Consider the following 22,585-nt stretch of genomic DNA (forward strand, 5'->3'; position numbering starts at 1 on the left):
GCGCTCGCGCCGCATCTACGCCGGCGCCGATGATGTGCTGCTGACGGCGCAACATTCTGCGGCCGACGGCGAAGTCGCATAGGCGGAACGCGGCTGCGGTGCGTGCGCGGGGGCGTCAGCCACTGGATACCGTGTCCCGCCGGGGTGCTGCATCGGTGCCGTCACTGATGGCGGACCGCCGCGCGGGTGGTGCGCATGTAGGCCATGACCAGTGCGAAGTAGCCCAGGCTGGTGACCAGCTCGGCGATGCCGAGCCAGCGCTGCGGGGGCGGCGCGCTGGCCGCCAGAGTGGCGTGGATGAAGTAGGCGAGCACCAGCAGACTGCTCCACGCCAGGGTATAGCGCCGGCGGCGCAGCAGCCCGCGCAGGGGCAGCAGCCACGGTGCGACGATCACGATCAGCAGCGGGGCGCGCAGCGCCGGGGGCGGCGGCGAGAGCCACAGGTACCAGCTCATCAGCAGTGCGAACTGGGCGGTCCAGGCGACGAGTACGCCGCGGTAGAGCGCGTCGCCGCGGCTCATGCGCGCCCCCGCTCCAGGGTGACCGCGGCGTCCGCGAGGCGGGCGCCGAGTGCCCGGCACAGCCGTGCCTCGTCGTCGTCGAGGGGGCGGTCACTGTCCGGGCCGGCATAGTGGCTCGCCCCGTAGGGGGTGCCGCCGGTGGTGGTCTCGCGCAGGGCGGATTCGGTATAGGGCAGCCCCACCAGGTACATGCCGTGGTGCAGCAGCGGCAGCGTCATGCTGGTCAGGGTGGTTTCCTGGCCGCCGTGCATGGACGCGGTGGAGGTGAATACCGCTGCGGGCCGGCCGGCGAGGGTGCCGCCCAGCCACAGGTCGGAGGTCCCGTCGAGGAGGTACTTCAGCGGCGCCGCCATGTTGCCGAAGCGCGTGGGGCTGCCCAGTGCGAGGGCGTCGCAGGCGGCGAGCTCATCGCGCTCGACATAGGGCGGCCCGCTGGCCGGGATGTCGTCCGCCACCGCCTCACAGACGGTGGAGACCGGGGGCACCGTGCGCACGCGCGCACTGGCACCGGCAACCGACTCCACGCCGTGGGCGATCTGTTCCGCCATCGCGGCGGTGGCGCCGAAGCGGCTGTAGTAGAGGATGAGGACGTCGGCCATGGCTTGCTCGGACCTTCTCCGGTGTGGGCGGCCGGGCGTTGTCGCGGCCCGGCGCAGTATCGCAGCATCGTTGGCGCGGGGTACCCGTCGGCGGGCTCAGTCGAGGACCGAGAGCGCGTTCTCCGGCGGGCGCCCGAGTGCCGCGCGGCCGTTGGCCACCACGATGGGGCGCTCGATCAGCCGGGGATGCTCGTTCATGGCCCGGATCAGTGCATCGCGGTCGAGCTGCCCGTCGTCCAGTCCCAGTTCCCGGTACTCGCGCTCGCGCTTTCGCATGAGCGCCCGCGGCTCGAGGCCGAGCTGGTCCAGCAGGGTGCCCAGTTCGGCGGGGGACGGCGGTGTCTTGAGGTACTCGACGACCTCCGGCTCCACGCCGCGCTCGCGCAGCAGCGCGAGGGTCTCGCGGGATTTGCTGCAGCGGGGGTTGTGGTAGATGCGCACGGGGCTGGTGCTCATGCCCGATCCTCCTGCGGTGTCTGCTTCGCTACAATGGCACGCAGTCTGGCTAGGGATCGTTACGAAGGCAACGGCCTGTGTCCGGACCGGCGGAAACAGATGAAATCGACGGGAGGCAATGATGGAGAACCGGGCCTGGCGGGTATACGGCCGTGTCCAGGGCGTGTTCTTCCGGGCGTCGGCCCGGCAGGAGGCGCTGCGCCTCGGGCTCGACGGCTACGCCCGCAACCTGCCGGACGGCAGTGTGGAGGTCGCGGCCCGTGGCGAGGCGGCGGCGCTCGACGCGCTGGCGCAGTGGCTGCGCGACGGACCACAGCATGCGCGGGTGTCTGCGCTCGAGCCCGTGACGCCGCCGTCACGCATCGACGAGGGCTTCGACACGCTGTGAGGGGCCCCACGCGGCGCTCGCTTTACGCGGATTCCAAGACGTGGAAACATAAGCCGCCGGCGAACTGACCACCGATTCGCCGGCCGGCAGCGGCCTGCCACTGCCGGCTGGAACTGTCTCGAGAGGGGAAAGATGAAGACGAAGCTTCTACTCGCGGCCGGCGTGATGCTGGCAATGGCGGGCGCGGCGCACGCTGCCGGCGATCCCGCCGCCGGGGCGGAGAAATCAGCCACCTGCCTGGGCTGTCACGGTGTCGACGGCTACCGTAACGCCTATCCCGCCTATCACGTGCCGAAGCTCGGCGGCCAGCATGCGCAGTACATCGTATCCGCGCTGAAGGCCTACAAGAGCGGCCAGCGCGAGCACGTCACCATGCAGGCACAGGCCTCGAGCCTGAGCGAGCAGGACATGCAGGATATCGCGGCGTACTTTGCCCAGGTCGGCGCGGACAAGTGACGGGGAGGGGATGATGAACAGACTGCTTATCGGACTCGCCGCCACGGCGCTGCTCGCCATGACCACCCAGGCCGGGGCGATACCGCCGGGTAGCGCAAAGGACGGCAAGCCCAAGGCCCAGGTGTGCATGTCGTGCCATGCGCCGGACCTCAATAATCCGGCGTTCCCGAAGATCGCCGGCCAGCACGCGGACTACCTGTTCCACGCGCTCCAGGCCTACAAGAGCGGCAAGCGGCAGAACCCGGTCATGGCCGGGCAGGTCGGCTCGCTGTCCAGGGAGGACATGGCGGACCTGGCGACGTACTTCTCGACGCTCGACGCCGGCCTCGAGACCCTGCCGCGCAAGTGAGCGGGGTGGACGGCTTGCGTTCGCTGCTCATCCTCGCCCACGGCAGCCGCCGCGAGGCCTCCAACGACGAGGTCCGCGGCCTGGCCACCGCCGTGGCCGCGAGGATGGACGGTCGCTACGACCGTGTCGGCTGCGCGTTCCTGGAGCTCGCCGAGCCGGACATCGCCGCCGCCATTGAGCGGGAGATTGAGGTGGGCTGCGACGAGATCGTCTGCCTGCCGTACTTCCTCTCGGCGGGCCGGCACGTGGCCGAGGACATCCCCGCCATCATCGAGGCCGCGCGTGAGCGCCATCCCGGCGTGCGCGTGAGCCTGGAGCGCTACCTGGGGGCGCAGAACCGCCTGGCCGCGCTGATCGCGGACGTGGTGCCGTAGCACGTCCGCGCGTTGGGGGCCGGTCACTCCGTCCCGCCGGACTCCAGCATCGCTGCATAGCCGTCCCGGAAGCCGGGGTAGCGCAGGCGGTAGCCGCTGTTGTGGAGGCGGCGGTTGCGGCAGCGCCGGCCCATGCCGGCGCCGTCACCGGCCTCGCGGGGCGGCGGCGGGCAGCCCATCCGCTGCGCCAGCCAGTCCATCACGGTGCACTGGGTCGCGGGCTCGTCGTCGACCCCGATATACCGCCGCTCCGGTCCGGCGAGGCGGGCGAGGTGGGCGAGGAAGCCCACGCAGTCGGCCTCGTGGATGCGGTTGGTCCAGCGCGGCGGCTCGTCCCGGCAGGCGGCCCCCTCGCGCACCCGCCGCAGAAGCCGGCCGCGACCTGGCCCGTAGATCCCCGCGAAGCGCACCACCGTCGCCGGCCAGGGCGCGCCGAGGGCCACCGCCTCGGCATCCAGCAGACGTCGTCCGGAGAAGCGTTGCGGCTCGGTGGGGCTGTCCTCGTCCACCCAGCCGCCGTCGTCCTGGCCGTACACGCCGGTGCTGGAGACGAAGCACTGCCACGCCGGCGAGGCGCCGTTGATCTGCAGTGCCTCGATCAGGTTGCGCTGGCCGAGCACGTAGGCCTCGCGGTAGCCATCGTCGGTATAGGCGGGGGGCGTGGCGATGTAGAACACCGCCTCCGGCCGCCGGCCCCGCAGTGCAGCGGCGAGGCCGTCGGGGTCGGTGAGGTCGGCGGCAACGGGCTCGATCTCCGCCGGCAGGGCGTCGGGCCGGCGGCGCAGGCCGAGCACGCGGCTCCCGTCGCCGGCCAGTGCGAGGCCGAGCTGCCGGCCGATACGTCCGCAGCCGGCGATGAGGACCTCGCGAAAGGGGGGATGCGGCATGGTTACCTCGTGGCTGACGGGCGGTCCGCCAATGTTATCGCGGAGCGTGTATGACAGCACAGCGGCTCGCGCGTATGAGCGCGACACTGGACGGGCGCGCCAGCCGGACCAGCCGGGGGCGGCAAGCCCCATAACCTCTCGGCGATCCTGCGCACCAGCGATGCGGTGGGGGTGGCCGAGGCGCACGCGGTGACCCCGCGGGGGCAGGATGTCGCGGGGCACCGCCGCCGGCACGGTATCGATTACCCGGTGCTGGACGCGCAGGACGATGTCACCGGGCCGTTGCCCCCTGCGCACGGACCGGGCGTCCTGGCACGGGCCGGCTACTGGGGGTGCCAGCGCCGGCGCAGGGCGCGGAATACACGCTCCGGGTACCACGTCTGACCCAGGCTGCCGTTGTAGCGGGCCAGTGCGCGGGTGAGGTTGCCGTTCTCGATGTTCAGGTAGTGGCGGAGGATGGTGCAGCCCATGCGCAGGTTGAGCGCCGGTCGGAAGAGGTTGCCGTCCGGGCGGTCGAGTTCGTCGAGCCAGAACGGCATGATCTGCATGTAGCCGCGGGCCCCGGCGCTGGAGATGGCGAAGCGGCGGAAGTCGCTCTCGACGTCGATCAGCGCGAGCACCCACTCCGGTTCCAGGTCCGCCCGGCGGGCCTCGTAGTGGACGAGCTTGAGCAGCCGCAGGCGCTTGTTGGGGTCGGGGATGCGCCGGCGCAGCCGGGTGGACATGTCCATCAGCCACACCTCGGCGTCGAACCGGTTCGCGAAGCTGTCGCTGCCCTCCAGGGCCCGTTCCAGGGCGCGGCGCAGGGCGGGATCGGGGCGCTGGCCCGAATCGGCGGCACCGGTGGCGTGCGCGCCCCCGGCCGCGAGGCCGAGGGCCAGCACGACGATCAGCCCCAGTCGCCGCCACACCCCCATCGGCGGTCCCTCAGGCGCAGCGTCGGCGCAGCTCGTCGACGACGCCGTCCAGCGCCAGCGCCTCACTGTCCGCGGCGCGGCGGTGGCGGTATTCCACCGTGCCCTCGTCGAGGCCGCGGTCGCCGATGACCAGGCGGTGGGGGATGCCGATCAGCTCCATGTCCGCGAACTTCACGCCGGGACGCGCCTCGCGGTCGTCCCAGAGGCAGTCGATGCCCGCCGCGCGGAGTTCGTTGTAGAGCCGCTCGGCGGTCTCGGCCACGCGTGCCGACTTGTGCGCGTTGATGGAGACGATGCCCACGCGGAACGGCGCCATCGGTTCCGGCCAGATGATGCCGCGCGCGTCGTGGTTCTGCTCGATGGCGGCGGCCACCACACGGGAGACGCCGATGCCGTAGCAGCCCATGTGCATGGGTGTGTTCTCGCCGTTCTCGTCCAGCACCGTGGCCTCCATGGCCTCGCTGTACTTGGTACCGAGCTGGAAGATGTGACCGACCTCGATGCCGCGCTTGATCTCCAGGGCGCCGTCGCAGCGCGGGCAGCCCTCGCCGGCACGCACGGTGCGCAGGTCCGCGGTCTCCGGTGCCGGGGTGTCCCGGCCCCAGTTCAGGTTGATCCAGTGCCAGTCGGCGCGGTTTGCGCCGGAGGAGAAGTTGGTGCTCGCCGCGGCGCGGTGGTCCACCAGGGTGCGCAGGCCGGCGGGCAGGTCGACGGGGCCGATGAAGCCGCGGGGCACGCCGGTGGCCTCGAAGGCCTCCCCGGGCTCGGCGAGTCGGACCTCCTCGGCGTCCAGCGCGTGGGCGGCCTTGACCATGTTGAGCTCGTCGTCGCCGGCGACGAACAGCACCGCGGGGACGCCGTCGGCCATCACGACCACGCTCTTGACCACCCGCTCGGCGCCGATGCCCAGCATCTCCGCCTGCTCGGCCACGGTCTCGATGCCGGGCGTCGCCTGCTCCTCCGCCGCGGCGGGGGGCAGGCTCTCCGGCATCGCCGGGCGGCTCGCGGCGAGCTCGGTGTTGGCGGCGTAGGTGCAGCGCTCGCAGGCGGCGATCTCGTCCTCACCGGAGTCCGCGAGGACGTGGAACTCTTCGGAGACACTGCCGCCGATGGCCCCGGAGTCCGCGGAGACGGGGCGGAAGTCCAGTCCCAGGCGTTCGAAGATGCGGGTGTAGGCGCCGCGCATGTCCTGGTAGGTCTCCTCCAGCGATCCGGGGGTCATATGGAAGGAGTACGCGTCCTTCATGATGAACTCCCGCGAGCGCATGACGCCGAAACGCGGACGGATCTCGTCGCGGAACTTGGTCTGGACCTGGTAGTAGGTCAGCGGCAGCTGGCGGTAGCTGCGCAGCTCCCGGCGGAGCAGGTCGGTGATGACCTCCTCGTGGGTGGGGCCGAAGCAGAATTCGCGCTCGTGACGGTCGGTGATGCGCAGCAGCTCCGGACCGTACTGGTCCCATCGCCCGGACTCCTGCCAGAGCTCCGCGGGCTGGATCGCGGGCATGAGCAGCTCCATGCCCCCGATGCCGTCCATCTCCTCGCGGACCACCTGCTCGACGCGCTTGAGCACCCGCAGGCCCAGCGGCTGCCAGGTGTAGAGGCCGGCGCCGAGGCGGCTGATCATCCCCGCGCGCAGCATCAGCTGGTGGCTGACGATCTCGGCGTCCGCGGGGGTTTCCTTGGCGGTGAACAGGGGAAAACGGCTGGCTCGCATGACTGGCTGGTGCCTCCGGGGCGTTGTTCGTTCTCGGGTGTGGGCCGGTGCGCGGTCAGCGCGCCGCGTCGTTGCCCTTGGCCGGGATGTCGCTGCAGTTCTTGTCGATGAACGCCTGCGCCTCCTTGCGCTGGGATTCGATCTCTTCGGCGCTGTAGCGTACTACCTCGCCGTCCGGGCGGCGAAAGCGCTGGTTGGGCGTGGCGTTGGTGAACGCCTCCAGGTTGTCCCGGGCGGCCTGGCATTGCTGTCGCATCCAGTCCGGGTCCGGGGTGCCGCGCTCCGGCTTCCTGTCGGCGTCGTCACCGGCGGTCTGCGACGGGGCGGCGGATCCCTCCTTTGCGGTATCGCCGGGCTGCCCCTTCCCCTTGCCGGCACCGGGCACGCGGACCTCGCGGGCGTCTCTGCCCTGGGGTGGCTGGCTGCCGTAGTGGACCTCCCCGTCGGCGTCGGTCCACTTGTAGACGGCTGCCGATGCGGCGGCCGGGACGCCCAGCGCGAGGGCGAGCAGGATTGCGGTCCAGCGCATGCCGATTCTCCTTTCGTATTCAATTACCGCCATTATCCGGCTGGTGCCGCCGTGCTCAACCGTCAGTGAGGGCGCGCGGTTCCACGCTTGACGCCATATCCGGTGCCGAGTAGGTTTTCCGGGTTTCCCATGCGTGAGACCGTGGGGCCGGAGCCATGCGCCGACCCCCTGGCGTATTCTTTCTGGTAGGCATCATGCGGCATATCATATCCATTCTCGTGGTGAACGAATTCGGGGCGCTGGGGCGCATTGCCGGACTGTTCACCGCGCGAGGCTACAACATCGAATCGCTTACCGTCGCGCCCACCGATGATGCCACGCTCTCGCGCATGACGCTGGTAACCATCGGCGATGACCAGATCATCGAGCAGATCATCAAGCAGCTCAACAAGCTGCTGGACGTGGTCAAGGTCCTGGACATCACCGAGGCCGAGCACATCGAACGGGAGATGATGCTCGTCAAGGTCCAGGCCGCCACCAACGATGCGCGCGAGGAGTTCAAGCGCCTCACGGATATCTTCCGCGGGCGTGTCCTCGACGTCACCGAGAAGACCTACACCATCGAGCTCACGGGCACCAGCAGCAAACTGGACGCCTTCCTCGAGGTCATCGGGCGCAAAACGCCCGTCGAGGTCGTACGCTCCGGCGTGATCGGCATCGCACGCGGCGACCGTCAGATGCGTATCTGATCCGCCGCCATCCCGTGCCCCGAACCGACCTGCCCCGGCCGGCCCGACGCCGTGTCGGCGGTCGTCAATCAAACAAGCGGTGACATCATGAAGGTTTTCTACGATAAGGATGCGGATCTCTCCATCATCCAGGGCATGAAGGTGGCCATCATCGGCTACGGCTCCCAGGGCCATGCCCATGCCAACAACCTCAAGGAGTCCGGCGTGCCGGTGGTGGTCGGCCTGCGCCAGGGCTCGGCGTCGGCGCGCAAGGCCGAGCAGGCGGGCCTGGAGACGGCGAGCATCGAGGATGCCTCCGCCAGCGCGGACCTGGTGATGATCCTTACCCCGGACGAGCACCAGGGCGCCATCTACCGCGAGCGCATCGAGCCCAACCTCAAGGAGGGCGCGGCGATCGCCTTCGCCCACGGGTTCAACATCCACTACGGCCAGATCGAGCCGCGCAAGGACCTCGACGTGATCATGATCGCGCCGAAGGGCCCCGGCCACCTCGTGCGCTCGACCTACACCGAGGGCGGCGGCGTGCCGTCGCTGATCGCCATCCACCAGGACGCCAGCGGCCGCGCCCGCGACGTCGCGCTGTCCTATTCGGTGGCGAACGGTGCGGGTCGTTCCGGCGTGATCGAGACCTCCTTCCGCGAGGAGACCGAGACCGATCTCTTCGGCGAGCAGGTGGTGCTCTGCGGTGGCATGACCGAGCTCATCATGGCCGGCTTCGAGACCCTGGTCGAGGCGGGCTACTCCCCGGAGATGGCCTACTTCGAGTGCCTGCACGAGACCAAGCTGATCGTCGACCTCCTCTACGAGGGCGGCATCGCGAACATGCGCTACTCCATCTCCAATACCGCCGAGTACGGCGACTTCACCCGCGGTCCGAGGGTGATCAACGAGGAGTCCCGCTACGCGATGCGCGAGATCCTCGAGGAGATCCAGAACGGCGAGTTCGCCAAGGAGTTCGTGCTGGAGAACCAGGCCAATGCGCCGCGTCTCAAGGCGATGCGCCGCAAGGCCGCCGAGCACCCCATCGAGGAGGTGGGCGGCCGCCTGCGCGAGATGATGCCCTGGATCCGTGCCAAGCAGCTGGTCGACCGGGAGCGCAACTAGCCCGCCCTGGTCCCCGCCGGACCGCTCCACGGCGGTCCGGCGGACGGCGGGCGTTCACGCGCCGGCACGCGTGTGACGGACCTGCCGGCGACACACGCTTCCCGGCACGGTCCGGGAAGCGGTTACACAGGCGGGCCAGCGCCCGGGCGTTGCCGGCGCTCCGCGCTGGCAAGCCACGCGCCTGCCCGGTAGTCTGGGCAGGTGCGAATCCGCCCAGCCGAGAGGGCCATGAACGAGCACAACCCCCGCCCGCGACGTCGCGGTATCTACCTTCTGCCCAACCTGCTGACCACCGTCGCCCTGTTCTTCGGCTTCTACGCCGTGGTGGCGGCCAACAACGGTGCCTACCAGACCGCCGCCGTGGCCATCTTCGTGGCCATGGTCATGGACGGCATGGACGGGCGGGTGGCCCGGCTGACCAATACCCAGAGCGACTTCGGCGTGCAGTACGACAGCATCGCCGACATGGTCTCCTTCGGTGTGGCGCCGGCGCTGGTCATGTATCAGTGGGCGCTGCGTGACCTCGCCCAGCTCGGTGACACCTGGGGCAAGCTCGGCTGGCTCGGGGCGTTCGTCTACGCCGCCTGCGCGGGTCTACGCCTGGCGCGCTTCAATACCCAGGTCGGTGTGGCGGACAAGCGCTTCTTCCAGGGGTTGCCCAGCCCGGCCGCCGCGGCCACGGTCGCGGGCATGGTCTGGGCCGGCAACCGCCTGGAGTTCGGCGGCTGGGGTGCGGGGATCCCGGCGCTGGCGGTGATCGTCGCCGCCGGCATCCTCATGGTCAGCAATATCCGTTACTACAGTTTCAAGGAGATCGACTTCCGCTACCGGGTGCCGTTCATCGTGATCGTGCTCCTGGTGCTGGGGGTCGCGCTGTCGTCGGTGCACCCGCCGACGTTCCTGTTCATCGTCGCTCTGGGCTACATGGGGTCGGGCCCGGTGCTCACGGTGATCCTGCGACGGCGGCGCATGCGTGCGCGTCACCACCATCACCACCCGCCGCAGTGACGCGGTGGCGCCCGGGCGGGCGCGGCAACGGCCAGGGGGGCAGGCATGACCAGACGAGAACGCTCGACGAATTGCTCGGGGACCCGGTGACGTATGGGGGCCGGTGACCGCCAGCGTGTCTATCTCGAGCGCATGGGTATCCCGCTCTGGGTCCGTCGCGGCGGCAGCGGCGCGGCGTCCGACCCCGGGGAGGCGTGTCCCGGCGGGGGCGCTGAGTCCGCCTCCCCGGTGATGCCGGAATCTCCGTCGCCGATGGCCGAATCCCCGGTGGAGACGGGCATACCCGCTGCCGGCGCTTCCGAGCCGCTTGCCGCGGACGGTGGCGCCGCGACGCGGGAGACCGTTGCCGAACCGGCGCCGGCGGGCGGGGGCGGTGCCGCGGAGGCGGAGCACGAGGCGGAGTGGACGGCGCTGCGCCGCGAGGTGGACCAGTGCACGGCCTGTCCCCTCTATCAGACGCGTACCCAGGCCGTGTTCGGGGTGGGCAGCCACGACGCCTCGCTGATGATCGTCGGCGAGGCCCCGGGAGCGGACGAGGACCGCCTCGGCGAGCCCTTCGTCGGCCGGGCCGGCCGGCTGCTCGACGAGATGCTGCGGGCCATCGGCCTTGCCCGCGAGCAGGTCTACATCACCAACATCCTCAAGTCCCGGCCGCCGAACAACCGCGACCCGCGCCCTGAGGAGATCGCGGCCTGCGAGGGCTACCTGCGCCGGCAGATCGAGCTGATCGCACCGTCGATCATGCTCGCCGTCGGCCGGGTCTCGGCGCAGTACCTGCTCGATTCGGACCGCCCGCTGGGGCGCCTGCGCGGCCGGTGGCACGAGTACGGTCCGCGCCGCACGCCTCTGCTGGTGACCTACCATCCGGCCTATCTCCTGCGCCGGCCGGTGGAGAAGCGCAAGGCCTGGGCGGACCTCAAGCAGGTCCACGGGCGGTTGCGGGAGCCGGGGTCGTGAGTGCCGGGCGCTCGGCACTGCTTTCGGTAATCCGGCCCATGGAGGAGTCGGACATCCCCGAGGTGGTACGCATCGAGCAGCTCGCCTACGACTACCCGTGGACGCCCGGCATCTTCCGCGACTGCCTGCGCATGCGCTACGACTGCAGCGTGCACCTGGATCGCGGCGAGATCGTGGGCTATCTCCTGGTCACCGCCGCCGCCGGCGAGGCCCACGTGCTCAACCTGGCCGTCGATCCGGAGCGTCGTGGCGAGGGCTTCGCCCGCCGGCTGCTCCACTACGGGATCCGCAAGGCCCGGCGTACCGGGGTCGAGGCGATCTTCCTCGAGGTGCGGCCGACCAACACGGCGGCGCTGCGACTCTACCTCAGTGAGGGCTTCCGCCAGGTCGGCCGGCGCCGCGATTACTACCCCGCCGAGACCGGCCGGGAGGACGCCCTGGTGCTGCGTCTCGTCCTGGCCGGAGAGGACGCGTGAACCGCCGCGCGGTCACCGCCTGGGCCCTCTACGACTGGGCCAATTCGGCCTTTGCCACCGTCGTTATCGCCGGCTTTTTCCCCCTGCTGTTCCAGGACTACTGGAGCACCGACGTGGGCCCGGCGGCGAGCAATCTGCGCCTGGGCGGGGCGAGTGCCGTGGCGAGCCTGATGCTCATCGCCGTGGCGCCGCTGCTCGGTGCCATGGCGGACCGCCTGGGTGCACGCAAGCGGCTGCTGTTCACCTTCGCGGTCCCCGGCATGTTCGCCACCGCCGCGCTGGCCTGGGTGCCCGGCGGCGCCTGGATGTCCGCCGCGGCGCTGTATGTGTGTGCCTCGGTGGGGTTCATGGGCGCGAATGTCTTCTACGATGCGCTGCTGGTGAACGTCGCGCCGCCGTCCCGGTGGGACGCCGTCTCCGGTCTCGGTTACGGGCTCGGCTATCTTGGTGGCGGGCTGCTGTACCTCGGCTGCGTGCTGGCCGCGCTCAATCCGTCGGCGCTGGGTTTCGCCGACGCGGGCGCCGCCGCGCGGGCCGGGTTCGTGGCCACCGCGGTGTGGTGGGGCGTTTTCGCGCTACCGCTCGCACGGCGGGTGCCCGAGCGCCGCCGCCATCCCGAGGCCGGCGCGTGGCAGGCGGGCTGGCGCGAGCTCGCCGGCACGTTACGGCACCTGAGCGCGGTGCGTCCGGTGCTGGTCTTCCTGCTGGCTTACTGGCTCTATATCGACGCGGTGCACACCGTGATCCGCATGGCGGTGGCCTACGGCCGGGCGCTCGGCTTCGGCCGCGACGACCTCATCGTCGCGCTGCTGGTGGTGCAGTTCGTGGGCTTTCCGGCCGCGATCCTCTACGGCCGTCTGGGCGAGCGCTGGGGCCCGCGGCGTGGCATCTACGCGGGGCTGCTGGTGTACGCGGCGATCTGCGTGTGGGGGGCGTTCATCGAGTCGGCCTGGGAGTTCTACGTGATCGCCGTGCTGGTCGGGCTGGTGCAGGGCGGTGTCCAGGCCCTGAGCCGTTCGCTGTATGCACGGCTCATCCCGCCCGGGCGCGCCGGTGAGTTCTTCGGTTTCTACAACCTGCTCGGCAAGTTCGCGGCCGTGCTGGGGCCGCCGCTGTTCGGTGTGTTCGGCACGGTGTTCGGTAGCGTGCGTTTCTCCATGCTCTCGCTGATCGTGCTCTTCGCCGTCGGTGCCGCGGTGCTGGCGCGGGTGCCGGAGTCCGCCTTCCGGGCCGGTGACGGGTCGTGAGCCCGGCCCCGTTTGCCCGCTATAATGGCGACTCATTCCGAGAGGGAGACAGTGATGAGCGACGGTGAGCGCGAGCACAGCACGGACGCCGGCCAGGGGCGTCCGCCGTCCACGTGGCAGGTGATGAAGAGCGTCGCCGCGGCGGCGTTCGGCGTGCAGTCCGAGGCGGCCCGTCAGCGGGACTTCACCCGTGGCCGGCCCGGCACCTTCATCATCGCCGGCGCCGTGTTCACTGCGGTGTTCGTCGTCGCCCTGGTGGTCATCGTCAACCTGGTTCTCAGCGCGGCCGGCCACTGACCCCGAATTCCCCCGGGGTAGTGGGCGGCCTTGCCGTGCGCCCTTAATGAAGTAAAATACGTACTTCATTTAAAAGGCGCTACCGGCGCCACTGCCCTGGGGGATGTCCAGATGATGAAGAAAGCGATCGTGTTCACGGGGATGCTCGTCTTCGCCGCCGCCGTCAGCGCCAAGGGGGATCCGGCCGCGGGCAAGAGCAAGGCGGCGGTCTGCGCCGGCTGCCACGGCCAGGACGGCGTGTCGATCGCGCCGATGTATCCGAACCTCGCCGGCCAGAAGGAGCAGTACCTGGTCAACGCCATCACCGCCTACCGGGAGAAGCAGCGCACCGGGGGCAACGCCCCGACGATGTACCCCATGGTGGGCAGCCTGTCGGACCAGGATGTCCAGGATCTCGCCGCCTACTTCTCCTCTCTGCCCGCCGGCGGCAAGTAGATCCGGCACCGGGCGGGCCGGGCGCGCGTCGTCCGGCTCACCCCCGCACCAGCCCGGCGCGCACGTCGCCCAGGATCGCGATCCTGGGCACGATCCCGTCGGCCCGCGACTGCGCCTCGCGCACCAGGGCCTCGTCCTTCGCCTCCTCCGCCGTGCTCATCAGCGCCGCATAGAGCGCCTCCGTCGTCCGCAGTGCCGCGTCCACATGGCTCAACGGGGTGCCTGCGCTGCCGGGGGAGGCCGACGGTTCCCCGTCCGCATCCGTGTACAGGCGGGCCAGACGCGCCGCCGCGCCCTCCAGCCCCTGGTTCCGGCAGGCGGCGACGGCGGCGGCGAGCTGGCCGCGTAGCGTGGTCTCGCCGCTGTCCATGTACGCACGGAGCGCTCCGGTATCGGCGAACGCGCGGGTGCCGGGACCGATGCGTCGCCGCGCCCGCCGGCGTTCGAGGCGCAGCAGGGCGACGTGGCCGAGCTCCTCGTCGGCCATGCGCTCGGCGTACTCGCGTACGGCGGGCTCCTCCGCCTCGGAGGCGATGCGCACGTAGAAGGCGAAAGCCCGTTCCTCGTTGTGCACGGCGAGCTCCAGGGCCCGTAGCGGCGTCATCAGTGCCTCGCCGCCGGCGTCCGCAACCGCGTCCTCCGACAGCGACTCCGGCGACTGCCAGCGAAACCCCGGCAGCGAGTCCGTGTCGACGCCCTGCCGGCGGCCCCACTCGGCGATGCCGTGCTCGTGTTCGCGTTCCTGCTCCGCGAGGTCGGCGAAGACCCGGGCGAGGGCGGCGTTGCCGGCGGCGTGCATGCGTGCCGCCAGTGCGTCATAGCGACACGCGGCCTCCCGTTCCATGGCCGTGGCCAGGGCGAACAGTGCCGGCACACTGTCAACGGCCGGGAGGGCATCGAATTTGTATGTTTCGTCCTTGTTCATTGATGTATCTCCAACACGTGACAACGATCGGAAAGCCCTGTCTATTCTGACCTAACGTGACCATGCCCACATGTTGACCTCGGTCAAGCGAATCATTGAACGACAAAAGTAGCATTGCATATACATTGAAATGAGCTGACGGCGACAGCCGTGACAGCCGGTGACGGAAGGTGACTTTCCCATGCGCGTGTCCCTGCCCGCTGCAACGACCCGGTTACTGGGCCTGTCCCTTGCCGTCGTTCTGCTTTGCCTGCTGCCCGGCGTCGCCGGTGCCTCGGCCTCCGCGCTGGGGCACTTCCTTGAGCGGGTGCAGCCGGGGCAGGTCTTCCCGGGGGCGGAGCGTTTCGGTCCGGTGCAGACCGACCCACCGGTAGCCCCGGTGTTCCGGGGCGGCGAGCAGGTCGGTTACGTGCTGCTCAACACCGACTACTCCCAGGCCATCGGCTACTCCAGCAAGCCCATCGACATCCTGGTCGGTGTCGACAATGACGGCATCGTCCGCGGTGCGCGGCTGGTGCAGCACCACGAGCCGATCGTGTTGATCGGCATCCCGGAGAAGCGTATCCGGGCGTTCCTGGACCAGTTCATCGGCTTCGACGCGACCCGCGGCACGGAGATGGAGGAGGCGGTGGACATCGTCTCCGGCGCCACGGTGACCGCCATGGTCATGGAGGACAGCACCCTCTGGGCCGCCAACCAGGTGGCCCGGCGCCTGGGCCTCGGTGACCTGGAGGCCGGCGGCGGGGACGAGGGCGGCAGCGCACGGTCCGTGGACACGGAGGCCCCCGTGAAGGTGCGGGACTGGAGTGCCCTGACCGCGGACGGCTCGGTGGCTTCCATGCGGGTCACGGTGCGCGAGGTGAACAAGGCCTTCCGTGCGCTGGACAATCCCAAGGCCCGGCGGCGCCCGGAGAAGGGCCCCCAGGACGACACCTTCGTGCAGCTCTACACGGCGCTGGTGAGCGTGCCCACCATCGGGCGCTCGCTGCTCGGCGAGCACGGCTGGGACAACCTTCAGGCCCGGCTGGAGCCGGGCCAGCAGGCGATCCTCATCGCCGGGCGGGGCCGTTATTCGTTCAAGGGGTCGGGCTATGTGCGCGGCGGCATCTTCGACCGTGTCGAGATGGTGCACTCCGGCGGCACCACTCGTTTCCACGACTACCAGTACACCCGGGTGCGCGAGCTCGCGGCCGAGGGGGCACCGGAGCTCGAGGAGATCGGCGTGTTCGTCGTGCCCGCAGAGGCACACTTCGATCCGGTGCAGCCCTGGAAGCTGGGCCTGCTCGTCCAGCGGGCGACAGGCGCGCTGTCCAAGGTCTTCGTGAGCTTCGAGCTGGACTACCAGCTCCCCGAGCGCTACCTCACCCCCGCGCCGAAGGCGCCGGCGGCCGGAAGCGGCAACGGCGGCGCGGCGCCCGGGGCCGCGACCGCCCCCGGGCGCGGCAGCGACCTGTGGAAGCGGGTCTGGCAGGGCAAGCCGGTCAGCATCGGCATCCTCGCCGCGCTGCTCGCGGTGGTCACCGCCATCTTCTTCTTCCAGGGCACGATATCGCGGCGGCCGGCGTTGCGGCGCTGGCTGCGCTACGGCGTGCTGACGTTCGTGCTGGTCTGGCTTGGCTGGTGGTCGAACGCCCAGCTCTCGGTGGTGAACGTGTTTGCCCTCACCAACGCGGTGCTCACGGGCTTCAGCTGGACCTACTTCCTCATGGACCCGCTGGTGTTCATCCTCTGGGCGAGCGTCGCCGCGGCGATGATCTTCTGGGCCCGGGGGGCGTTCTGCGGCTGGCTGTGTCCGTTCGGCGCGCTCCAGGAGCTGACCAACCACATCGCCCGGTGGCTCGGCGTGCGCCAGATCCGCGTGCCGTTCGCGCTGCACGAGCGGCTGTGGCCGATCAAGTACGTGATCTTCCTGCTGCTGTTCGGCCTCTCGCTCTACGACCTCGCCCTCGCGGAGCGCTTCGCCGAGGTCGAGCCGTTCAAGACCGCGATCATCCTGAACTTCGTCCGCGACTGGCCGTACGTGGTCTACGCACTGACGCTGCTCTCGGTGGGGCTGTTCATCGAGCGCTTCTTCTGCCGCTACATCTGCCCGCTCGGCGCTGGGCTCGCGATCCCGGCGCGGCTGCGGACCTTCGAGTGGCTCAAGCGCTGGCCGGAGTGCGGCAGCCAGTGCCACCGCTGCGCCCGCGAGTGTCCCGTGCAGTCCATTCACCCCGAGGGGCACATCAACGTCAACGAGTGCATCTACTGCCTGCACTGCCAGGAACTCTACTTCGACGACCACCGCTGCCCGCACAACGTGACCCGCCGGCTCAAGCGCGAGCGCCGCCGCGCCCTGGGCCGGCGCGGGCGTGAGCAGGGGGGCGCGCAGCCGGCGGCCGCCGGCGCGGGCGCCGCGACCGTGCATTCCGTGGGCTGGGGGGAGACCCGCCGGTCCGGATCCGACCAATCGACACAGGAGAACGGGCAATGACCGACCAGAATCACAAACAGGGGCTCAGCCGCCGGGCCTTTCTCGGCGGGTCGACCCGGCTCGCCTCACTCGCGGGGCTGACCGGGATGACCGGCATCGGCGCCGGCTGGGCGCTGCAGCCGGGTACGGCACAGGCCGCCGACGCCGCCAACGTCGGCCCCGGCGAGCTGGACGAGTATTACGGCTTCTACTCCAGCGGCCAGACCGGCGAGGTCCGTCTCTACGGCGTGCCCTCGATGCGCGAGCTCATGCGCATCCCGGTGTTCAACCGCTGCTCGGCCACCGGCTGGGGGCGTACCAACGAGAGCCTGAAGGTCCTCCGCGACGGCCTCACCGAGGAGACCCGGGCCTACCTCGACGAGCACGGCGAGAGCCGGCACGGCGTGTGGGTCAACGGCGACGCCCACCATCCGCACCTCTCCTACAAGGACGGCGTCTACGACGGCCGCTACGTGTTCATCCAGGACAAGGCCAACCGCCGCATGGCCCGCATACGCTGCGACGTCATGAAGTGCGACAAGATCGTCGAGATCCCCAATGCGACCGCCATGCACGGCATGCGCCCGCAGAAGGTGCCGCACACGCGCTACGTCTTCGTCAACGGCGAGCACCGGGTGCCCGTGCCCAACGACGGCCGCGACCTGGACGACCCGAGCAAGTACCACGCGATCTTCACGGCGGTGGACGCCGAGAAGATGGAGGTCGCCTGGCAGGTCATCGTCGACGGCAACCTCGACAACAACGACTGCGACTACCAGGGCAAGTACACGTACTCCACCTGCTACAACTCCGAGGAGGGTACGACCCTGGAGGAGATGACCGCCCAGGAGCAGGACTGGGTGGTGGTGTTCAACATCAAGCGTATCGAGGACGCGGTGGCCGCCGGCAAGGCGGACATGATCGGCGGCGTGCCGGTGGTCGACGGCCGCCACGGCTCGCCCTACACCGCCTACATCCCGGTGTCCAAGAGTCCGCACGGCATCAACACCGCGCCGGACAAGCAGCACGTGGCCATCAACGGCAAGCTCTCGCCGACGGTCTCGCTGATGGACGTCACCCGCCTGGACGATGTCTTCGCCGGCAAGATCAAGCCCCGCGATGCCATCGTCGCCGAGCCGGAGCTGGGTCTCGGGCCGCTGCACACCGCCTACGACGGGCGCGGGAACGCCTACACCACGGCGTTCATCGACAGCCAGATCGTCAAGTGGGACATGGCCAAGGCCATCCGGGCGTACAACGGTGAGGACGTGAACCCCATCGTCCAGAAGCTCGACGTCCATTACCAGCCCGGCCACAACCACACCTCCATGGGCGAGACCCTGGAGGCGGACGGCAAGTGGCTGGTCTCGCTGAACAAGTTCTCGAAGGACCGTTTCCTCAACGTCGGTCCGCTCAAGCCCGAGAACGACCAGCTCATCGACATCTCCGGCGACGAGATGAAGCTCGTCCACGACGGGCCCACGTTCTCCGAGCCCCACGACATCACCATCGTGCGTGCCGATCTCATCCAGCCGAGGCAGACCTGGGACCGCAAGGACCCGATGTTCGCCGAGACCGTGAAGATGGCCGAGGCGGACGGCGTCAACCTCATGGGCGGCAACAAGGTGGTGCGCGACGGCAACAAGGTACGGGTGTACATGTTCTCCGTGGCACCGAAGTACAGCATGGACGAGTTCCGCGTGAAGCAGGGCGACGAGGTGACGGTCGTGGTCACCAACATGGATACCGTCGCCGACGTGACCCATGGCTTCACCATCGAGAACTACGGTCTGGCCATGGAGATCTCGCCCCAGCAGACGTCGTCGATCACCTTCACGGCGGATCGCCCCGGGGTCTACTGGTACTACTGCCAGTGGTTCTGCCACGCCCTGCACATGGAGATGCGCGGGCGCATGCTGGTCGAGCCGAGGGAGGCCTAGGTGCCGGTGCGCACGCTGGCGCCGGACCCCGACCGCCGGGCGGCATCGCCCGTCCGGTGGCTCGCCGGTCTGTGCCTGCTGGCCGTCGCGGTGGCGGCCTGGCCGGCCGCCGCGGCGTCGCTGGCCGAGCGCGTGCGCGATGCCGGGCCGGGGGCGGTGATCCACCTCGCCCCCGGCACCTATCACGGCCCGGTCACCATCGACCGGGCCCTGAACCTGGAGGGCGAGCCCGGGGCGGTGATCGTCGGCGACGGCGAGCACAGCGTCGTCACCGTGACCGCGCCGGACGTCGTCGTCCGCGGCCTCACCATCCGCGACTCCGGCAGGAGCCTGGCCGACATGGACGCGGGTATCACCCTGACCCAGGCGGCACGGGGGGCGGTGGTCGACGGCAATCGCCTGGAGGGCAACCTCTTCGGCGTCCACGTCGCCGGTGCGCCGGATGCGCTGGTGGCCAACAACGTCGTCATCGGCCTGCGCGGCCGCCACATGAGCGAGCGCGGCAACGGCGTGTATCTCTGGAACGCCCCGGGCACGCGGATCATCGGCAACCGCTTCCGCTACGGCCGCGACGGCATCTTCTCCACCACGAGCAAGCGCAACCTCTTCGCCGGCAACCGCTTCGAGGACCTGCGCTACGCCGTGCACTACATGTACACCAACGACAGCACCGTCCGGGACAACGTCTCCGTGGGCAACCACGCCGGCTACGTGATCATGTACTCCAGCCGCATCGCCATCCGGCGCAACGTCTCCCGCAACGACCGCGATCACGGGCTGATGCTGAACTTCGCCAACCACAGCGAGATCGCGGGCAACGCCGTCATCGACGGCAGGGGCAAGTGCGTGTTCATCTACAACGCCAACATCAACGTCTTCCGCGGCAACCGCTTCCGCGGCTGCGACATCGGTGTGCACTTCACCGCCGGCTCCGAGCGCAACACGCTCGTGGGCAACGCCTTCATCGACAACCGCACCCAGGTCAAGTACGTGGGTACGCGCAACGTGCGCTGGTCGAAGGACGGGCGGGGCAACTACTGGAGCGACCAGACTGCCTTCGACCTGGATGGCGACGGCATCGCCGACCAGCCCTACCGCCCCAACGGCCTGGTCGACCAGGTGATGTGGCGCACACCGGAGGCCAAGCTGCTGATGTCGAGCCCGGCGGTGCAGATGCTGCGCTGGATGCAGTCGGCGTTCCCCACCATCCGTCCCGGCGGCGTGGTCGACGAAGCCCCGCTGATGCACCCGCCGGCGCTGGCGCCCAACGTGGCCGCGGAGGTGGCGGAATGAGCGATGCCGTGATCGAGCTCCGGGGCGTGGAGAAGCACTACGGCCGGTTCCACGCCCTGCGCGGCATCGACCTCGCCGCCCGGGACGGCGAGCTGCTGGCGCTGCTCGGCCACAACGGCGCCGGCAAGACCACCCTGCTCAAGATCCTGCTCGGCCTGACCGGCGCCAGCCGCGGCCACGTGCGGGTGCTCGGCGAGCGTCCCGGCACGCCCGCCGCCGTCGCCTCGCGGGCCCGGATCGGCTTCCTGCCGGAGAACGTGGTCTTCGCCGGGGGCATGACCGGGCGCGAAGTCGCGCGCACCCTCGCGCGGCTGAAGGGCCGGCCGGTGGCCGAGTCGGAGGCGCTGCTGGAGCGGGTCGGGCTCACGGATGCCGCCGCCCGGCCGGTGCGCACCTATTCCAAGGGCATGCGCCAGCGCCTGGGCCTGGCCCAGGCGCTGATCGGCCGCCCCCGTCTGCTGCTCCTCGACGAGCCCACCACCGGCCTGGACCCGGTGCTGCGGCGCACGTTCTACGCCATCCTCGCCGAGCTCCGGGGCGAGGGCACCACGATCCTCGTGTCCTCCCACGTGCTCGCGGAGATGGAGCTGCACACCGATCGCGTCGCGATCATGCGCGGCGGCGAGCTCACCGCCTGCGACACCCTGCCGGGCCTGTGCAGCGCCGCGGGCCTGCCGGTCCGGGTGCGGGTGCAGCCCGGCGACGGCGCCGCGGCGCAGTGCCTGTTCGAGGGCACCTGGCCGGCCCGGCGCCAGGCGAACGGCGGGGTGGAGCTGCAGATCGCCGCGGACGAGAAGATGCCCGTGCTGCGCTGGCTCGGTGGACTGCCGGACGGCGCGGTGACGGACGTGGGTATTCACACGCCGAGCCTGGACGAGGTGTATGCCCACTTCGCCAGTGCCGAGGGGGAGGGCGCATGAGGGGCGTTCTGGTGATGGCCGGCCGGGAGATCCGTGCCGGGCTGCGCAACCGCTGGGTGGTGGCGGCGACCGGCGTGCTCGCCGTGCTCGCGCTGGTGCTGGCGTTCCTGGGCAGCGCCCCCGCCGGCGAGGTGGGCGCGGACGCGCTCACGGTCAACGTCGTGTCGCTGTCGTCGCTGTCCATCTACCTGCTGCCGCTGATCGCGCTGATGCTGAGCTACGACGCCATCGTCGGCGAGGCGGAGAACGGCACCCTGCTCCTGCTGCTCGCGTATCCCGTCTCGCGCTGGCAGGTGCTGGCGGGCAAGCTCATCGGTCATGCGGCGATCCTCGCGTTCGCCACGGTGGTGGGTTTCGGCCTGGCCGGTGCGGCGATCGCCGCCACGGGCGACGTCGACGCCCAGGGCGTGTACGCCTTCGCCCTGCTGATCGGCTCATCCGTGCTGCTCGGCTGGGTGTTCGTCGGGGTCGGCTATCTGCTGAGCGCGGTGGTGCGCGAGCGCAGCACGGCGGCCGGGCTCGCGATTGCGGTGTGGCTGCTGCTGGTGGTGCTCTACGACCTCGCGCTGCTCGGCGGTCTGGCGGTTACCGGCGGTTCCGGGCTCATCGGCCGGCTGGTGCCGGCGCTGCTGCTGCTCAACCCGGCGGATGCCTACCGCCTGCTCAATCTCGCCGGTCTCCCCCAGGTGGCCGCCTTCTCGGGGCTGGCCGCCGCGGGCCGGGGCGTTGCCGCCTGGGCGCCGCCGGTGGCGCTGCTCGCGTGGGTGGCGGTGCCGGTGGCGGCCGCATGGCTGGTATTCCGCAGGAGGGCACTGTAATGCTGAGGCCACGCTTTCGTTTGGGACTTCCCGGGGTCGTGCTGCTTGCCGTACTGCTGGCAGGTTGCGGTGAGGGCGGTGAGTCCGCCACCGCGCCGCCGGCAGTGGCGCCGACGCGGGAGGCGCTGACCTACTATGGCGGCATGATTCTGGTGGACCACCGCGGCCCCAAGGCGCAGATCCACCTGGCCGCCCGGGACGAGCCGCTGTGGTTCCCCCAGGTGCGCAATGCCGTGGCCTTCACGATGTCGCCGGAGGAGCCGGACGACATCACCGCGATCTACGTCACGGACATGGCCGCCGCCGGGGAATGGAGCTCTCCGGGGCAGTGGATACCGGCGCAGGACGCGGTCTACGTGATCGACAGCGAGTGCCGCGGCGGCATGGGGGCGCTGGAGGCGGTGCCGTTCTCGGAGCGTGGGGCCGCGCAGGCGTTCATCGAGCTGCACGGCGGTGCGCTGGTCGACTGGGACGCCATCCCGAAGGACTACATCCTGGAGCGTTCCATCGCGGTAATCGATTCCCCGACGATGCAGGGGATGGATGGCGGGGGCGGCTGCCGGCGGCTGGCGCCGGCGCAGTAGCACTTTGGCGGCACGCCCGTCAGGTGAAACGTCGCACGCCTTGGGCGCACGACCTACGCGCGCGCAGCCGGAGGTGGGTCGTGCACGGCCGCACGACCATGTGCGACAGGGCTCCTCGGTGTTCGCCGGCGCGCCATTGAGGACGTCGCACGCCTTCGGCGCACGACCGCCGCGCGCGTGCAGCCGGAGGTAGGTCGTGCACGGCCGCACGACCGTGTGCGACAGGGCTCCTCGGTGTCCGCCGGGGCGC

At 70.2% G+C, this 22,585-nt stretch carries 26 protein-coding genes; 18 read left to right on the forward strand and 8 right to left on the reverse strand.

The window, feature by feature from the left end; genetic code table 11:
* Window positions 1-161: 161 nt before the first annotated feature.
* The 3 genes from C516_RS0113835 to arsC form a co-directional block, all read right to left on the reverse strand.
* Window positions 162-521 (reverse strand): DUF2069 domain-containing protein, encoded by a 360-nt coding sequence (locus C516_RS0113835; RefSeq protein WP_018719004.1) that lies wholly within the window; start codon window positions 519-521, stop codon window positions 162-164.
* A complete protein-coding gene (gene wrbA, locus C516_RS0113840; protein WP_018719005.1) occupies window positions 518-1,120 on the reverse strand; it encodes an NAD(P)H:quinone oxidoreductase in 603 nt (200 codons plus the stop codon). Before wrbA ends, C516_RS0113835 begins: the two co-directional genes overlap by 4 nt.
* Before the next feature lie 96 nt (window positions 1,121-1,216).
* The gene (arsC, locus tag C516_RS0113845) at window positions 1,217-1,576 is read right to left on the reverse strand and encodes an arsenate reductase (glutaredoxin) (RefSeq protein WP_018719006.1); all 360 of its coding nucleotides are present in this window, start codon (window positions 1,574-1,576) and stop codon (window positions 1,217-1,219) included.
* Between the two features lie 118 nt (window positions 1,577-1,694).
* On the opposite strand from arsC, the gene C516_RS0113850 reads away from it, so the two are divergent.
* The 4 genes from C516_RS0113850 to C516_RS0113865 all read left to right on the forward strand — a co-directional run bounded on the left by C516_RS0113850 (window position 1,695) and on the right by C516_RS0113865 (window position 3,143).
* A complete protein-coding gene (locus C516_RS0113850) occupies window positions 1,695-1,964 on the forward strand; it encodes an acylphosphatase (RefSeq protein WP_018719007.1) in 270 nt (89 codons plus the stop codon).
* Between the two features lie 132 nt (window positions 1,965-2,096).
* Complete coding sequence (locus C516_RS0113855) at window positions 2,097-2,420, forward strand: c-type cytochrome (RefSeq protein WP_018719008.1); 324 nt, start codon at window positions 2,097-2,099, stop codon at window positions 2,418-2,420.
* A 13-nt stretch (window positions 2,421-2,433) separates the two neighbouring features.
* A complete protein-coding gene (locus C516_RS0113860; RefSeq protein WP_018719009.1) occupies window positions 2,434-2,769 on the forward strand; it encodes a c-type cytochrome in 336 nt (111 codons plus the stop codon).
* A gap of 5 nt (window positions 2,770-2,774) precedes the next feature.
* A complete protein-coding gene (locus C516_RS0113865) occupies window positions 2,775-3,143 on the forward strand; it encodes a sirohydrochlorin chelatase (RefSeq protein WP_018719010.1) in 369 nt (122 codons plus the stop codon).
* A gap of 23 nt (window positions 3,144-3,166) precedes the next feature.
* Here C516_RS0113865 and C516_RS0113870 read toward each other — a convergent pair whose 3' ends face one another.
* From C516_RS0113870 to C516_RS0113885, 4 genes are all read right to left on the reverse strand, one after another.
* Entirely contained in the window at window positions 3,167-4,030 is an 864-nt protein-coding gene (locus tag C516_RS0113870; RefSeq protein WP_018719011.1) for an SDR family oxidoreductase, read from the reverse strand.
* Between the two features lie 323 nt (window positions 4,031-4,353).
* On the reverse strand, window positions 4,354-4,947 hold the full coding sequence (locus tag C516_RS0113875) for a lytic transglycosylase domain-containing protein (RefSeq protein WP_018719012.1): 594 nt from the start codon (window positions 4,945-4,947) through the stop codon (window positions 4,354-4,356).
* Window positions 4,948-4,957: 10 nt separating this feature from the next.
* Window positions 4,958-6,661, reverse strand: coding sequence for a proline--tRNA ligase (locus tag C516_RS0113880; protein WP_018719013.1), 1,704 nt, complete (start codon window positions 6,659-6,661; stop codon window positions 4,958-4,960).
* A gap of 55 nt (window positions 6,662-6,716) precedes the next feature.
* Complete coding sequence (locus C516_RS0113885) at window positions 6,717-7,190, reverse strand: DUF4124 domain-containing protein (protein ID WP_018719014.1); 474 nt, start codon at window positions 7,188-7,190, stop codon at window positions 6,717-6,719.
* A gap of 194 nt (window positions 7,191-7,384) precedes the next feature.
* Between C516_RS0113885 and ilvN the strand changes: the two genes are divergently transcribed.
* The 8 genes from ilvN (at window position 7,385) to C516_RS0113925 (ending at window position 13,403) form a co-directional block, all read left to right on the forward strand.
* Window positions 7,385-7,879 (forward strand): acetolactate synthase small subunit, encoded by a 495-nt coding sequence (gene ilvN, locus C516_RS0113890; protein WP_026321194.1) that lies wholly within the window; start codon window positions 7,385-7,387, stop codon window positions 7,877-7,879.
* Between the two features lie 87 nt (window positions 7,880-7,966).
* Complete coding sequence (gene ilvC, locus C516_RS0113895) at window positions 7,967-8,983, forward strand: ketol-acid reductoisomerase (protein ID WP_018719016.1); 1,017 nt, start codon at window positions 7,967-7,969, stop codon at window positions 8,981-8,983.
* 228 nt (window positions 8,984-9,211) lie between these two features.
* Complete coding sequence (gene pssA, locus C516_RS0113900; RefSeq protein WP_018719017.1) at window positions 9,212-9,991, forward strand: CDP-diacylglycerol--serine O-phosphatidyltransferase; 780 nt, start codon at window positions 9,212-9,214, stop codon at window positions 9,989-9,991.
* Window positions 9,992-10,084: 93 nt separating this feature from the next.
* Window positions 10,085-10,948 (forward strand): uracil-DNA glycosylase, encoded by an 864-nt coding sequence (locus C516_RS0113905; RefSeq protein ID WP_018719018.1) that lies wholly within the window; start codon window positions 10,085-10,087, stop codon window positions 10,946-10,948.
* The gene (rimI, locus tag C516_RS0113910) at window positions 10,945-11,424 is read left to right on the forward strand and encodes a ribosomal protein S18-alanine N-acetyltransferase (RefSeq protein WP_018719019.1); all 480 of its coding nucleotides are present in this window, start codon (window positions 10,945-10,947) and stop codon (window positions 11,422-11,424) included. Before C516_RS0113905 ends, rimI begins: the two co-directional genes overlap by 4 nt.
* Window positions 11,421-12,671 (forward strand): MFS transporter, encoded by a 1,251-nt coding sequence (locus tag C516_RS0113915; RefSeq protein WP_018719020.1) that lies wholly within the window; start codon window positions 11,421-11,423, stop codon window positions 12,669-12,671. The genes rimI and C516_RS0113915 overlap by 4 nt, the downstream gene beginning before the upstream one ends.
* A gap of 54 nt (window positions 12,672-12,725) precedes the next feature.
* Window positions 12,726-12,968 (forward strand): DUF2970 domain-containing protein, encoded by a 243-nt coding sequence (locus C516_RS0113920; protein ID WP_018719021.1) that lies wholly within the window; start codon window positions 12,726-12,728, stop codon window positions 12,966-12,968.
* 111 nt (window positions 12,969-13,079) lie between these two features.
* Window positions 13,080-13,403 carry a c-type cytochrome gene (locus tag C516_RS0113925; protein ID WP_018719022.1) on the forward strand — a complete coding sequence of 108 codons (324 nt, stop codon included), beginning with the start codon at window positions 13,080-13,082 and terminating at the stop codon, window positions 13,401-13,403.
* A gap of 37 nt (window positions 13,404-13,440) precedes the next feature.
* Here the strand turns inward: C516_RS0113925 and C516_RS20595 are convergent, their stop codons facing one another.
* Window positions 13,441-14,328, reverse strand: a complete 888-nt coding sequence (locus tag C516_RS20595) for a ferritin-like domain-containing protein (RefSeq protein ID WP_018719023.1) — start codon at window positions 14,326-14,328, stop codon at window positions 13,441-13,443.
* A gap of 181 nt (window positions 14,329-14,509) precedes the next feature.
* On the opposite strand from C516_RS20595, the gene C516_RS0113935 reads away from it, so the two are divergent.
* The 6 genes from C516_RS0113935 to C516_RS19615 are packed head-to-tail and all read left to right on the forward strand — an operon-like array spanning window position 14,510 to window position 22,335.
* Window positions 14,510-16,801, forward strand: a complete 2,292-nt coding sequence (locus C516_RS0113935; protein WP_018719024.1) for a NosR/NirI family protein — start codon at window positions 14,510-14,512, stop codon at window positions 16,799-16,801.
* Entirely contained in the window at window positions 16,798-18,720 is a 1,923-nt protein-coding gene (gene nosZ, locus C516_RS0113940; RefSeq protein WP_018719025.1) for a TAT-dependent nitrous-oxide reductase, read from the forward strand. Before C516_RS0113935 ends, nosZ begins: the two co-directional genes overlap by 4 nt.
* Window positions 18,721-20,013 (forward strand): nitrous oxide reductase family maturation protein NosD, encoded by a 1,293-nt coding sequence (locus C516_RS0113945; protein ID WP_018719026.1) that lies wholly within the window; start codon window positions 18,721-18,723, stop codon window positions 20,011-20,013.
* A complete protein-coding gene (locus C516_RS0113950) occupies window positions 20,010-20,933 on the forward strand; it encodes an ABC transporter ATP-binding protein (protein ID WP_018719027.1) in 924 nt (307 codons plus the stop codon). Before C516_RS0113945 ends, C516_RS0113950 begins: the two co-directional genes overlap by 4 nt.
* The gene (locus C516_RS0113955; protein WP_018719028.1) at window positions 20,930-21,751 is read left to right on the forward strand and encodes an ABC transporter permease subunit; all 822 of its coding nucleotides are present in this window, start codon (window positions 20,930-20,932) and stop codon (window positions 21,749-21,751) included. The genes C516_RS0113950 and C516_RS0113955 overlap by 4 nt, the downstream gene beginning before the upstream one ends.
* A complete protein-coding gene (locus C516_RS19615) occupies window positions 21,751-22,335 on the forward strand; it encodes a nitrous oxide reductase accessory protein NosL (protein WP_156831253.1) in 585 nt (194 codons plus the stop codon). The genes C516_RS0113955 and C516_RS19615 overlap by 1 nt, the downstream gene beginning before the upstream one ends.
* The last annotated feature ends 250 nt before the right edge of the window (window positions 22,336-22,585 follow it).

The organism is Arhodomonas aquaeolei DSM 8974 (assembly GCF_000374645.1).
Classification (GTDB): domain Bacteria; phylum Pseudomonadota; class Gammaproteobacteria; order Nitrococcales; family Nitrococcaceae; genus Arhodomonas; species Arhodomonas aquaeolei.